Origin of the sequence: Kitasatospora sp. NPDC057904 (assembly GCF_042887925.1) — a bacterium.
In the GTDB taxonomy this organism is placed as follows: Bacteria; Actinomycetota; Actinomycetes; order Streptomycetales; family Streptomycetaceae; genus Kitasatospora.
In genome coordinates this window covers 26,250-39,460 of sequence record NZ_JBHVOL010000001.1, presented here as the reverse complement: position 1 = coordinate 39,460, position 13,211 = coordinate 26,250, and the positions used below count along the sequence as shown (strand labels likewise).

Below are 13,211 nucleotides of genomic sequence, written 5' to 3'. Positions count from 1 at the left end.
GCCTCGCTGGAGGTGCTGGGGGTCGCTTGGGGTACCGGAAGGGGTGGTGCTCAGCTGCAGGTCATGCCGGTGCTCTGCCAGGTCGAGGCGTCGACCATGGTGGTGGGGGCGAAGGCCTCGGCGGGGAAGTCCTTGCCGTTCTTGAGCTTGTCGACCATGGTCTGGACGGCCAGCGCGCCGACGTCCTTGCCGTTGATGAACAGGGCGGCCTTCATGCCGGAGGGCTTGCCGCTGGTCCAGTCCTTGCAGGCGAGGTAGGCGCCGAGGCCGACGCCGTCGATGTCGTCGGGGCTGACGCCGGCGTTCTGCAGGGCGGTGACGGAGCCCTGGACGTTCTCGTCGTTGCAGCCCCAGACCACCCAGTGCTTGACGCCGGGGTTGGCGGTGAGGGTGGCGGCGGTCTTGTCCTGGGCGCCGGTGGGGGTGTTGTCGGTGGCGACGTCGATGTTCTTGACGTCGGCCCCGCCGGCGGCGGCGAAGGCGGCCTTGGCACCCTTGATCCGGTCGCCGCAGACGGTGACGTCCTGCTTCCAGGCGGAGATGATGCGGGTGTCGGCGGGGTTCCAGCCGGCCTTCTTGAACTCGGCGGCGGCCCGCTTGCCGACCTCGCCGCCCATCTGCTCGCCGGAGAAGCCGACCCGGGCGACGAGGTCGCCCTTGCCGCAGGAGGCGGGCGCCGGGCCGGTGGCGCAGATCTGGTCGTCGGAGGTGAGCAGGGCGACGCCGGCGTCCTTGGTGGTCTGCACGACCTGCGGGCCGACGGCCGGGTCGGGCACGACGACGATCAGCCCGTTGCTCTTGCCGGCGATGGCCGACTGGACCTCGCTGACCGTCTTGTTCGCGTCGTTGCCGAGGTTCACGACCTTGAGGTCGACGCCGAGCTCGGCGGCCTTGGCCTTGGCGCCGGCCGCCTCGCCGACGAAGTACTCCTGGTCGCCCTGCTTCTGCAGGTAGGTCAGCGAGACCTTGCCGTCGACCTTGGCGACGGAGCCGGAGGACGACTCCTGGCCGGTCGAGCACCCGACGGCGCCCACGAGGGTCACACAGCCCAGGACGGCGGCGGACAGGACACGGCTGCGGCGAATGAACATGCGGTGGCTCCCGGTCAGGAGAGAAGGGTGGGGGATGTGGGCACGGCGTTTGAGTCGCGGCTTGAATCAAACACAATCGATCAGAAGCAAACTTGATCAAACGTGCTCGGACAGGAAACTCCCCGCCCGGACTTTCGTCAAGGGTCTTCGATGCGCTCGCGTCAATTCGAGACGTTCCCGTTATCGCCGCGGTCTACCCGGTCCCCACCCACCCGGCGGGCGGGTGGGGACCGGGTCGGAGCGGACGGTGGATCAGGAGAGGGTCGTCCAGGCCTGTCCGGCCGCGGCCGGGTCGGGCTGGACGGTGACGACGGCGGAGGCGGCCGCCGGGCCGGCGGCGGCGAGCGCGAGGCCGGTGGCCACGTTGGTGACGGTCAGTGCGCCGGTCGCGGTGTTCTGGAGCACCCGCCACTTCTGGCGGGCGTTGTTCGGGTCGTAGCCGTTGGTGACGTACGCGGCCGCGCCGGACGAGCCGGGGGCGGTGAGGATGCCGTGCACCTGGGTGCCGGTGTAGCAGTTGTCGGTGATGCGCACCGTGCCGTCCGGATTGGCGGCGAAGTTCCACTGCTCCGAGGTGTGCGTGCTCCACCACGTGTTGACGTCGACGGCCGCGCCGTCCGCGGCGCTGCAGGTGCCCTGGACCTCCAGCGCCTGGCCGCCGGTGCCGCCCGCGCCGATCGCGTGGTAGGCGCCGTCGCCGATCACCGCCGCGGGCGTGAACGCGGCCTGCGGGGTGAGGCGGAACATCGCGACGCCGTGCGGGGCGACCCAGGTGCCGCCGACGGTGCCGCCGGAGGCGACGGTGCCGGTGGCGCCGGTCCACAGCTCCTTGGACGTGTAGCCGCCGGTGAGGCCGAGCGAGCCGAGCGTGCTGCCGATCGTCTGCCAGTTGTTCGGGTCCTGGTTGACCAGCAGGACGGCGGTGTCGCCGCCCGCCAGCTGCCGCTTGAGGACCACCGGGGCGGTGCCGTTCGCGGGCGGGGCGCCGACCAGCGTCGCCGGCCTGGCGAGCGCGTCCTGGTCGATCCGGATGACGTCGGCGTTCTTCATGAGCGCCAGGCCGGAGGCGGGGATGCCGGTGGACCAGCTCGTACTGCCGTCGGTGTGCTGGGCGTCGGCGTAGGTGCGCAGGTCGGCGCCGGAGATGAGGGGCGAGGCCATCATCGACAGGACCGACAGCTCGGTGCGCGACTCGTCGTCGGTGAACGGCTTGTGGCACGCGCAGGTGTCGGTGACGCCCCACGAGCCGTAGACGTCCTGCCAGCCGGTGAACATCATGTCCATGTCGTTCCAGCTGCCCGGGCGGACGTTGCCCGGGTACTGCAGCGCGGTGCCCAGCTGCTGCCCGTAGAGCACGCCGCTCAGGTCGCTGCCGCGGTCGCCGCCGATCCGGCACAGGTTGGCGACCTGCCCGCACCACACGCCGGTCGGCGCGTACCCCGGGGACTGGTACGCCGGGGTGCCGGCCGCCCGGATCACCGGGTCGGTGCGGGCCGGGTCGTTGGCGCCCAGCAGGTACGGCACGCCGGTGTGCACCGGCTGGGCGGAGACGCTGAGCGCCACCCTCGGCCTGCCCTGCGCGGCGGAGGCGGCGTCGAGGGCGCGCTGGAACGTCTGCACCCGGGCGTACATGGACTGGGTGAGTTCCTTGCCCTCGCCCTGGGTGTAGTAGTTGTGGCCGTCCGGGCCGACGATCTGGGGGCCGTAGGGGCAGTCGTCGTACTTGACGTAGTCGACGCCCCAGGAGACGAAGTCGCTCGCGTCGGTGGCCTCGTGGCCGAGGCTGCCGGGGTGCATCTGGCAGGTCAGGTAGGTGTCCGTGCCGTACAGGCCGAACTTCATGCCCTTGCTGTGGGCGTACCAGGCGAGGTACTGGATGCCGTTGACGGTCTGCCCGTTGACGACCTGGGAGGGGAAGGTGTCCGGGCGCGGGGCGAGGTGGCCGGAGGTCGGGTCGTTGCCGGTGCCGTCGGTGCCGGCGACCGGGTTCCCGGCGGCGTCGTAGAGCTGCATCGAGCCGTAGGACGTCCGCACGATGTCGGTGCTCTGGCCGTCGCGGTGCCAGAGCGACCAGCCGTCGTCGATGGTGACGGTGTTGTAGCCGGCCGTCACCAGGCCGTTGCCGGACATGAAGTCGATGGTCTGCTTGACCTGCTGCTCGGTCACGTTGGTGCCGAGCGAGTTCCAGGAGTTCCAGCCCATCGGCGGGGTGAGGGCGGTGCCGTTGTCGAGGGCGGCGGCGGGGGTCGCCGTGGTCAGCGCGAGGGCGCCGAGGCCCGGGGTCGCGAGGGCGAGCGACAGCAGCGCGCCGGCGAGTCGTCGGGATCTGCGCATGCGTGGGCGCATGGGTGCTCCAAGGGTGGGGGTGGGTGGGGTCGCCAGAGCGAGCGCCTGTTGGAATTTGTTGATTCGTGTCGGAAGGCGACCGATGGGGCTCAGATCCCAACAGGGGCAGGCGCAGGCTAGTGGCTCCACCCGGCCCGGCTCAAGAGGCAGGTTCCGCACGATAACGAGCCGGTATCGGCCCGAAGTTCGTCGGACGCGAGGCCTTGACGGGCGGGTGAACGTGGCGTTTCCTGTGACCGCCGCGTTCGATCGCGTTCGTTTGTGAGTGTTTGAACGTTCAAATCAACCAAGCCCCCCACCTTGGAGCATCCATGCGCCTGCGCCTGTGCACGTCCGGCGTCGCCGCCTTCGCCCTCGCGCTGACGGGCTGTTCGGCGGACCCGCCCGACCCGGCGGCGCACGGCCCGCTGACCATCACCTTCCTGCAGAAGCAGGGCGACCAGGGCTACTTCGTCGACGAGGCGGCCGGCGCCAGGGCCAGGGCGGCGCAGCTCGGCGTCGAGCTGACCGTCGTCGACCTCGGCAACGACCGCGACCGCGCCCTCAAGGAGGCCGGGGCGGCCCTCGGCAGGAAGACGGGCGGCCTCATCGCCGTCGTGCCCGACCCGACCGTCGGCCCCGACCTCGTCGCCCTCGCCCGCCGCGCCGACGTCCCGCTGCTCTCCACCGACGACCAGCTCTGCGCCGACTACCCCGACCCCGGTGCCTGCTTCTCCAACGGACTCGTCCCGCGCGTCGGCTTCAACGGCGCCGCCATGGGCGCGGCGGTCGGCGAACGCGCGGCCATCGAGTACGGGAGGACGGGCTGGAAGCCCGCCGACACCTGGACGCTGTCCGTCGCGAACGACGACATCCCGGTCTGCCGCGACCGGGTGAACGCGGCGGCGCAGGCGTTCTCCGCCCACGCCGGCGCCGTCCTGAAGAACGCCAAGGTGTGGGCCGCCAACACCGTCGACGACGCCCGCAAGCGGACCGCCTACACGCTGTCCACCAGCCCCGGCGTCCGGCACTGGGTGGTGTGGGGCTGCAACGACGAGGACGTCGAAGGCGGCATCAAGGCCCTGGCCGAGGCGGGCTTCGGGCCGGAGAACGTCGTCGGCATCGGCATCGGCGCCTACCTCGCCTGCAAGGACTGGCAGGCCGGCCGGCCGGCGGCGATGCGGGCCGCACTCCTCATCAAGGGCGCCGAGGTCGGCGCGCTCGCCGTCCAGCAGATGGCCGACCGGCTGCGCGAACACAAGGAGCTCCCGCACGAGACGATCGTCCCGACGGCCATGGTCGACCCCGCGAACCGGCAGGCGTCCGGCGCGGCCTGCACCTGAGCACGACCCGGCCCGCCGACGGGGCCGCCGAACGGCGCTGTGTAGGCTGCACCCCGCCCTGTCCGGGCCCGGAAACACCCCCACGGCAGATCCAGGAGTCGATCGCGCATGTCCGCCCCCGCTCAGCGCCGCAAGGTCCACCTGTCGCAACAGCGCGTGGCCGACAGCCCGTTCGGGCCCCTCCGGATCAGCCACGACCGCTGGCCCTCCGTCATCGTCCGGCTCACCGGCGCGGGCATACCCACCGTCACGGCGGTGCCGGACCGCGAGCACGGCGCCCTGTCCGTCAACGGCCACCACGTGCCCACGGTGCGGGGCAGCCGCGGCTGGGACCCGCGCCGCAAGGCCCGCACCCGCACCGCCCTCGTCGGGGCCCGCGGCTACGAGCTGCGGCCGACCGGGCTGTGCCGGGCCGAGCTGCGCCGCGACGGCGCGGTCATCGGGCGGGCGAGCAGCGGCCTGGGCGCGTACTCCCCGTTCCGCTCGATCCCGGGCATCGACGCGAAGATCGCGTGGTCACCGGGCGTCGACCCGACGGACGTCGCCGTCGGGCAGGCGATGGTGGTCACCTTCGGCGCCGGGGCGCCGGGCGCCTTCCAGCGGTGCTTCATGTTCTGGCTCGACTGGGTCAACTGACACCCGTACGGGCCGGGAGGGCCTCCGGTGCGGAGTCCCGGATCGCCCGCACGATCCGTGCCGCCCAGTCCGCGGGCCGTTCGCGGCCGAGGAGTTCGGAGAGCCGGTTCATCCGGGCCCGGCGTTCGGCGGCGGAGAGGGTGAGGGCCCGGGCCAGGACGGTGCTCAGGTCCTCCGGCGAGTGCGGGTCGGTGAGGAGGGCCGCGTCGCCGAGCTCGGCGGCGGCCCCCGCGTGCCGGGAGAGCACCAGCACGCCCGGGGTGCGGGCGGGCAGCGCGGCCTGGGCGGCGACGAACTCCTTGGCCGTCAGGTTCATCCCGTCCTGGAACGACGTCACCCACAGCACGTCGGCCGTCAGGTACTCGTCGACGACCGCGGCGGCGGACAGGCTGCCCGGCAGGTAGTCGACCGGCCGCCAACGGCCCTGCTGCCAGCGGTCGTTGACCTCGGCGATCCGCTGCTCCAGCTGCCGGCGGGTGGAGTCGTAGGCGGTGATGCCGGGCTCGGGCGGCGGGCAGACGAGCCGGAAGACGAGCCGCCCGCGAAGCTCCGGCCGGCGCTCCAGCAGGCGGTCCAGGGCGTCGACCTTCTGGACCGGCGCCTTGGCGTAGTCGAGGCGCTCGACCGAGAGCACCACCCGCCCGGCGGCCGGGCGCGGCCTCGGCCTGCGCAGCCGGGCGAGCCGTTCGACGGCGGCCCGGTCGACGCCCAGCGGATGCACCTCGGTGCGCGGGGCGCGCTGCCCCAGCGTCCGCCGGAAGCGCTCGGCGAAGGCGTCGGTGTGGAAGCCGGCCCAGTCGAGGCAGGCGAGGGAGGCGCGCAGCTCGGCCGCGACGGGCAGGGCCGCGAAGACCTCGGGAGCCGGGAACGGGGTGTGGTGGAAGAGCCCGGTCCTGAGGTCGGGCCGGGTGCCGCGCAGCAGGCCCGGGACGAGCCACAGGTTGTAGTCGTGCAGCCAGACGGTGGCGCCGGGCGCGGCCTCGGCGGTGATGTGCTCGGCGAAGCGCGCGTTCACCGCCCGGTAGGCCGCCCAGGCGTGCCGGTCGGGGACGGACCGCGCGGGCTCGGACATCAGCACCGGCCACAGCGTCTCCTTGCACGCCCGGTGGAAGTAGCCGGTCCACTGCTCCGCGCTGAGCGGCACGAGGGAGAGCGGCAGCCCGGTGGGGTGCGGGCGGGGGGCCTCGCGGTCGCCGCTGGCCAGCGCGGTGACCCACACGCCCGGCAGGCCGTCGGCGAACGCGCTGGTCAGGGTCGGGAGTATGCCGTTGGGGCTGCTGGGCGGCTGCCACCTGGTGCCGGTCCAGTGCATCGGCGGCCGGTGGTAGGCGACCACCACGGAGTGCCGGCGGTGGGGCCGGTCCGGATCGGGGCCGACCCAGCCGAGGTCCTGGAGCACCGCGTGGATCCCGGCGGCGCCGGTCTGCCGGGGGCGGCGGACCAGCGGGTCCCCCGCGACGGCGTCGAGCAGGGCCGTCTCGGCGCCGCCGACGACCACGCCGTGTGCGCCGGTCCTGAACAGCGACAGGTCGTTGAGCGAGTCGCCGGCGACGAGGATCTGCTGCGGCGTCCAGCCCAGCTTCCCGGCCAGGGCCCGCAGGGCGTTGCCCTTGGACGCCCCCGCGGGCAGGACGTCGAAGTAGCGGCCCGCCGAGTACTCCCAGCCGCAGCCGAGCGCCCGGACGGCGTCGGTGACCTCGCGGGTGAGCCGCTCCGGGGCCACGTGGTAGGAGCAGCGGCCCTCCTGGACGACGCCGAACTGGTAGGTGAGGGCGGGGAAGCGGCGCAGCGCGGCGCGGATGCGGGCCGGTCCCGGCCAGCCGGCGCGCAGCTGCTCCAGGAGCGGGTCGACGGGGGAGAAGTCCGCCCCGTCGGCGACGGTGGCACCGACGTCGGCGATGATCCAGCGCGGGCGCGGGACGAGCGGGTCGCGCAGCACGTCGCGGACGGAGGACAGGCCCCGGCCGGTGGCGAAGACGAGGGTCACCTCGGGGTGGCGGGCCAGGGCGTCGCGCAGGCGGCGGCGTTCCTCCCGGGTGCCGCCGAGTAAGGTGCCGTCCAGATCGGTGACCAGAACCCTTGTGACGGGTGACATCCGTGACATCCGCCGGACGCTAGCACGATCACTCAGCGGTGTGAAGTGTTCACCTCAGGTGTGCGGGACGGCAGCCGGGCGGCGAGCTCGTCGGCGCGCAGGGCCGCGTCCGAGCCGGGGCCGGTGGTCGCCGCCGCTCCGCAGACCACCGCCGCCGCGAGGCAGTCCGGCAGGCCCAGGCCGTCCAGGAGGCCGTGGACGAGGCCCGCGTTGAAGCAGTCCCCGGCGCCCGTGGTGTCGACCGGCCGCACCGGGACGGCCGGGACGTCGTGGCGCTCGCCGCCGCGCACGGCGGTGGCGCCGTCCGCGCCGCGCTTGACCACCAGGGTCGGCACGAGGGCGGCGAGTTCGGCGATCGCGTCCTCCGGCCCGGCGGCGCCGGTCAGCCGCAGCGCCTCGGCGGCGTTCGGGGTGAGGACGTCGACCAGCGAGAGGATGCGGCGGACCGCCGGGTCGTCGAGCGTCGCGGGGGAGTCGTGGCAGTCCATGACCACCTGCGTGCCGAGCCGCCGGGCGGCCTCGGCGGCCGCCACCATGTCGTCGTCCCAGCGAAGTTGGGGCACCATCAGGACGCGCGGACGGTACCGGCGTAGCAGCGGGACGAGGGGCGCGGGGGCGACCGGGTCCTGGAAGCTGACCATCGCGCGGTCGCCGGGGTAGGCCATCGCGACGGTCACGCTCCGGACGGGGACGGGGTGGTGGCGGAACGCGGAGGCGTCCAGCCCTTCCCGGCGGGCACTGGCCAGCACCTGGGCGCTGAAGGCGTCCGTGCCGAAGTCGGCGCTCCAGACGACGTCGCGCCCGAGCCGCCGCAGTGCCATCGCGGGCGTGTACGCGCCCCCGGGCACCCACGCGAAGCCGTCGGCGAACACCTCGCCGCCGGGCTCGACCGGCCGGGGCAGCCCGTGGAACACCAGGTCCGCGAAGTACGCGCCGGCCACCAGTACTTCGCACGGCTGTAAGGTCCCGTTCGACTCCATCCGGCGAGCATAGGGGTCCGCAGCGCACCGCGAGGCGCGAACGCGTCAAAGCACCCAGTAGGAGAGAACGCATTCGTTCACTAAACTCGGAGGTGGATCCGGGACAGCGGAGAGGTGGTGCCGGCATGACCGCCGAACCCGAGGCCACGCGCGGAGCGGCCGACGCCGTGCCGCTGCGCCGGCGCGGCGAGGTGCTGGAGAGCGCGATCTTCGGGGCCACGCTCCGGCAGCTCGTCACGGACGGCTACGCGCGGCTCACCATGGAGGGCGTCGCGGCGGCGGCGCAGACCGGGAAGGCGGCGCTCTACCGCCGCTGGTCGTCCAAGGAGGAGCTGGTCATGGACGCCCTGCGCGCCAGCCTGCCCCCGGCCGGGCCGGCCCCGGACACCGGCAGCCTGCGCGGGGACCTCGTCGAGGTGGTCACCCGGCTGCGGGCGGCGATGTTCAGCGAGTCGGGCGCGGCCGTGCGCGCCGTCATGAGCGAGCTCGACCACGAGCGGGCGCACGCCTTCCTGGAGATCGTGCTGGTGCGCGTGGTCGAACCCACCACCCGGCTGATCGCCGAGGTCCTCTCCCGGGGCGCCGCCCGCGGCGAGGTCCGTGCGGCGGCGGTGACGCCGCTGGTCATCGACGTCGTGCCGGCGCTGATGCTCTACCGGTTCAAGATGTGCGGCGGCGCGCCCGTCCGGCTGGACCCGGAGGCCATTGTGGACGAGGTCCTGCTGCCGATGGTCCGCCCGTGAGAGCGGCGGACGCCGGTCCTCAGGCGCCGTCCGCGGGGGAGTCGGGCACGGCCGCGTAGGCCTTGGCGGCGGCGGCCTCGAAGAAGCGCAGCAGCTCGACCGGGAACGGCAGGACGAGCGTGGAGTTCTTCTCGGCGGCCACCTCGACCACCGTCTGGAGCAGGCGCAGCTGCATCGCCGCCGGGGTCTCGGCCATCGTCGTCGCGGCCTCGGCGAGCTTGGAGGCGGCCTGGAACTCGCCGTCGGCGGTGATGATGCGGGCGCGGCGCTCGCGGTCGGCCTCGGCCTGGCGGGCCATCGAGCGCTTCATGGTCTCGGGGAGGGTGACGTCCTTGATCTCCACCCGGTCGATGTGCACGCCCCACCCGGTGGCCGGGCTCTCCAGCATGATCTCCAGTCCGCGGTGGAGCTGCTCGCGGCCGGAGAGAAGGTCGTCGAGCTCGCTCTTGCCGATGATCGAGCGCAGCGAGGTCTGGGCGACCTGGAGCATCGCGAAGCTGTAGTTCTGGACGTCGACGGTGGCCTTGATCGGCTCGATGACCCGGAAGTACAGGACGGCGTCGACGCTGACGGAGACGTTGTCCTTGGTGATGCCCTCCTGCGCGGGCACCGGCATGGTGACGACCTGGACGTTGACCTTGCGCATGCGGTCGACGACCGGGATGAGGAGCGTGAGCCCGGGCTGGCGGGCCCGGCTGCGCACGCGGCCGAGCCGGAAGACGACCCCGCGCTCGTACTGCTGGACCACGCGGACGCCGGTGACGAACCAGAACAGGGCCAGGACCAGGATGAGTACGACAATCGCCACGGTACTGCGACCTCCCCCGCCGCGGCGCAGCCCGCGCCGGGACCGGAGTGGCCCTGTCGCACGGGTGCGAGCCGCGGAGCACAGTATGCGCCCGGGGTGTGACGTCCGACAGGGAGCGGAACGGGCCTTGACGAATCGTTACGCTCCGGATGCCGTCGGCACCGGGGAACGGCCGGGCCCTGCCCGGGCGTTGAGTCCGGCGGGGGCGGGTGAGGACCCGGCCGGGTGCGGGCGAGTGGTGGCCGGGGCTCCCGGCGGGCGCGGGCGAGTGGTGCCGGAAGCCGACGCCGGGCGCGAGCGACAGCTCCGTGCGCCCCTGCGGCGACGACTTCGCCGCCCTGGCGGATTCAGCCAGGATGAACGTCAGGACATAGTTGATCCATACCAGTTGACAGTGCGGCAGCGGTTAGCGAATGCTGGTGCCCGGCGCCGGACGCGACCGAGCCACCCGCGCCTCGTTGCGCACCGGTCGCCGCCACCGGACCCCGGGTGCGCCCCGTCCTGTCGTACCCCCGTCGGCGGGGTCGGGGCGCCCCCGGGCCGGTATCACCTCCGCTCCGCCAGCACCGGGAAAGGGACCTCCGCCATGGCCCGTCTGCCGCACCGCTTCCGGCCTGCCGCCTCCTCGCCCCCCGTGCTGGGCCGCTCCGCCGCCCTGGCCGCCGCCGTCCTCGCCGGCGTCGTGGTGGGCGGGGCCGTCGAGGCCGTGCGGCGGCGCCGCGCCGTGCCGGCGGCCCACGGCGACGAGCGGACGATGACCACCACGGCGGGCAACGTGCTCGCGTACCGCGTGCACCGGCCGCCGGACGACGCCCCGGCCGACCCGTTCGCACCGCTCGTCGTCTTCGACGGCGCGCTCGGCGACGGGGCCGGCCACGCCGAGTGGCTGCTGCGCGAACTCGCCGTCACCGGACCGGTCGTGACGTACCACCGTGCCGGCTACGGCCGCAGCAGCTACACCGGCGGCCGGCACTTCGACATCGACGCGGCCGCCGCCGACCTCGCCGACCTCGTCCGCCACGTCGCCGGCGAGCGGCCCGTCGTACTCGTCGGCCACTCCCTCGGCGGTTACCTCGCCGCCACCGCCGCCCGCCGCCTGCCCGGCCACGTGCTCGCCCTCGGGCTCGTCGACCCCTCCCACCCGGGGGAACCGCTGGGCCGGGTCGACACCGGCCCCGCGGGCGCGTCCCTGGACGGCGTCGTCCTGCGCCTCGACGCCGACGCCCGCACCTGCGCGGCCGTCCGGCGCGAGTGGCGCGGCGCCCGCGCCCGCTTCCTGCGGCACGAGGGCCGGCTGCCCCGCGCCGACGTGCCCACGATCGTCATCACCGGCAAGCGCTCCGGGGACCTGCGCGACCGGCTGCGCCTCCAGCGCGAGTACTGCGAGGCCGCGCCGACCGCCGTACACCGCGAACTCGACGCCCCGCGCGAGCAGTTGGTGACCCACTGGGCCGTGGCGCAGCACGTCGGCCAGCTGCTGGGCGAGTTCGTCGACTCGCTGGCCGCGGGCTGGGCCGTCACCGTGCCGGTCCCGCCGGGCGCCACGCGCGGACACGCCTGAGCGTCCGCGCACCCAGGACTGCCCTTCCTCCCGGTGGCACCCTTCCTGGGAGGAGGGGATTCGCACGGTCTGCCGCTAGTGCCGCGGCACTAGCGCGGGCGCCGCGGGCCGTTCTCGTCGTGCACTTCCGCGAACTCGACCACCATCGAGCCGTGGCGGCGCATCCTCGCACCGGGGGCGGGGTGCTGGCCGGTGACGACCCAGACACCGGGCCAGGTCAGCGCGCTGACGGGCGGGCCGTCCGGATCGCCGCTGGCGATGGCGAGGCCCGCCTCCCCCGCGACCTTGCGCGCCTGGGGCACGAGCAGCCCGACCACGTCGGGCACCGTCACTTCGGGGGCCGTGCTGGGTCCGATCCACGTCATGTCACCCTCCCGGGACCAGCCTGCCGCCGATGCCTCCCGGAGGGAAGACGGCGGCACCCGCCGGCCCCTCGGTGCGGGGCCGGCGGGTGCCGGTCGGACGTGTGCCGGGTGCGGGTCAGCCGAGGCTGGTGACGGCGGCCTTGACCTTGTCGCCGATGGCGGCGGGCAGCGGGACGTAGCCCTTGTCCCCGATGGCCTTCTGGGCGGCGTCGCCGACGGTGTAGGTCAGGAAGCCCTTGAGGGTGTCGAGGGTGTCCGCCTTGTTGCCCTTGTCGCAGACGATCTCGTAGGTGACGAGGACGATCGGGTAGGCGTTGTCGGCCTTGGTGGCGTAGTCGAGGGACAGGGCGAGGTCGCCGTCGGTGCCCACGACGGTGGAGGAGGCGAGGGTGAGCGCGGCGTTGGCGGCCGTCGCCGCGGCGGGCTTGGCGGCGCCGGTGCTGATCTGGGCGCTCTTCAGGTTGTTGGTCTGGGCGTAGGACAGCTCGGCGTAGCCGATCGAGTTCTTGACCTGCTTGATCTGGGCCGCGACGCCGGCGCTGCCGTTGGCGGACTGGCCGTTCTTGCCCTTCCACGCCTTGTCCGGCGCGGCGCTCCACGCGCCGCCGGAGGTCTTGGCGAAGTAGGAGGTGAGGTTGAAGGTGGTGCCGGAGTCGTCCGAGCGGTGGAAGGACTGGATGTCGGCGTCCGGCAGCTTGGCGCCCGGGTTGAGGGCGGCGATCGCCTGGTCGTTCCACTTGGTGATCTGCGAGTCGAAGATCTTGGCGGCGGTGGGGCCGTCCAGGATCAGGTTGTCGACGCCGTCGACGTTGTAGACCAGGGAGACGAGGCCGGCCACCATCGGCAGGTCGATCGCCTTGCCGCCGGTGCAGACGGCCTTCGAGGCGTCGACGTCGGCGGGCTTGAGCGCGAAGTCGGAGCCCGCGAACTGGACCTTGCCCTGGTTGAACTGCTGGACGCCCGCGCCGGAGCCGCCGCCGCTGTAGTTGACGGTGGTGCCCGAGCAGGACGCGGCGTAGAGGTTCTTCCACACGTCGATCGCGGGGCCCTGCGCGGTGGAACCGGCGCCGAGGAGCGAGCCGTTCTTGCCGCAGCTGATCGATGCGCCGCCGGCGGCTGAGGAACCGCTCGCCGCGGGGGCGGGGTTGTTGTCGTCGCTGCCGCACGCCGTCAGCGACAGGGCGCCCACCAGTGCCACCGCACTCAGGGCAAGGCTGCTGGACCGGCGGTTCCGCTGGAGCATCTCTTCGTTTCCCCTCGTTCT

General features: G+C 73.6%; 11 protein-coding genes. 4 read left to right on the top strand and 7 right to left on the bottom strand.

The window, feature by feature from the left end:
* Window positions 1-50 precede the first annotated feature (50 nt).
* On the bottom strand, window positions 51-1,091 hold the full coding sequence (locus ACFVSN_RS00195) for a substrate-binding domain-containing protein (RefSeq protein WP_380438735.1): 1,041 nt from the start codon (window positions 1,089-1,091) through the stop codon (window positions 51-53).
* 252 nt (window positions 1,092-1,343) lie between these two features.
* Window positions 1,344-3,425 carry a glycoside hydrolase family 27 protein gene (locus ACFVSN_RS00190; RefSeq protein ID WP_387601482.1) on the bottom strand — a complete coding sequence of 694 codons (2,082 nt, stop codon included), beginning with the start codon at window positions 3,423-3,425 and terminating at the stop codon, window positions 1,344-1,346.
* A 323-nt stretch (window positions 3,426-3,748) separates the two neighbouring features.
* Here ACFVSN_RS00190 and ACFVSN_RS00185 point away from each other — a divergent pair, with 323 nt between their 5' ends.
* A complete protein-coding gene (locus ACFVSN_RS00185; protein ID WP_387601479.1) occupies window positions 3,749-4,759 on the top strand; it encodes a substrate-binding domain-containing protein in 1,011 nt (336 codons plus the stop codon).
* Between the two features lie 108 nt (window positions 4,760-4,867).
* A complete protein-coding gene (locus tag ACFVSN_RS00180; RefSeq protein WP_387601477.1) occupies window positions 4,868-5,395 on the top strand; it encodes a hypothetical protein in 528 nt (175 codons plus the stop codon).
* Here ACFVSN_RS00180 and ACFVSN_RS00175 read toward each other — a convergent pair.
* Window positions 5,388-7,490, bottom strand: coding sequence for an HAD-IIB family hydrolase (locus tag ACFVSN_RS00175; RefSeq protein ID WP_387601474.1), 2,103 nt, complete (start codon window positions 7,488-7,490; stop codon window positions 5,388-5,390). The two genes, ACFVSN_RS00180 and ACFVSN_RS00175, sit on opposite strands and share 8 nt — an antisense overlap.
* 32 nt (window positions 7,491-7,522) lie before the next feature.
* Complete coding sequence (locus tag ACFVSN_RS00170; RefSeq protein ID WP_387953566.1) at window positions 7,523-8,431, bottom strand: carbohydrate kinase family protein; 909 nt, start codon at window positions 8,429-8,431, stop codon at window positions 7,523-7,525.
* A 164-nt stretch (window positions 8,432-8,595) separates the two neighbouring features.
* Here ACFVSN_RS00170 and ACFVSN_RS00165 point away from each other — a divergent pair, with 164 nt between their 5' ends.
* The gene (locus tag ACFVSN_RS00165; RefSeq protein ID WP_387601469.1) at window positions 8,596-9,213 is read left to right on the top strand and encodes a TetR-like C-terminal domain-containing protein; all 618 of its coding nucleotides are present in this window, start codon (window positions 8,596-8,598) and stop codon (window positions 9,211-9,213) included.
* A 19-nt stretch (window positions 9,214-9,232) separates the two neighbouring features.
* Here ACFVSN_RS00165 and ACFVSN_RS00160 read toward each other — a convergent pair whose 3' ends face one another.
* Window positions 9,233-10,021: an SPFH domain-containing protein gene (locus ACFVSN_RS00160; RefSeq protein WP_387601466.1), complete on the bottom strand. Its 789-nt coding sequence runs from the start codon at window positions 10,019-10,021 to the stop codon at window positions 9,233-9,235.
* 586 nt (window positions 10,022-10,607) lie between these two features.
* On the opposite strand from ACFVSN_RS00160, the gene ACFVSN_RS00155 reads away from it, so the two are divergent.
* Complete coding sequence (locus tag ACFVSN_RS00155; protein WP_387601464.1) at window positions 10,608-11,582, top strand: alpha/beta fold hydrolase; 975 nt, start codon at window positions 10,608-10,610, stop codon at window positions 11,580-11,582.
* 89 nt (window positions 11,583-11,671) lie between these two features.
* On the opposite strand, the gene ACFVSN_RS00150 is transcribed toward ACFVSN_RS00155, so the two are convergent.
* Window positions 11,672-11,947, bottom strand: a complete 276-nt coding sequence (locus ACFVSN_RS00150; protein WP_380438753.1) for a PASTA domain-containing protein — start codon at window positions 11,945-11,947, stop codon at window positions 11,672-11,674.
* A 115-nt stretch (window positions 11,948-12,062) separates the two neighbouring features.
* On the bottom strand, window positions 12,063-13,190 hold the full coding sequence (gene pstS, locus ACFVSN_RS00145; RefSeq protein ID WP_387601460.1) for a phosphate ABC transporter substrate-binding protein PstS: 1,128 nt from the start codon (window positions 13,188-13,190) through the stop codon (window positions 12,063-12,065).
* Window positions 13,191-13,211: the final 21 nt, after the last annotated feature.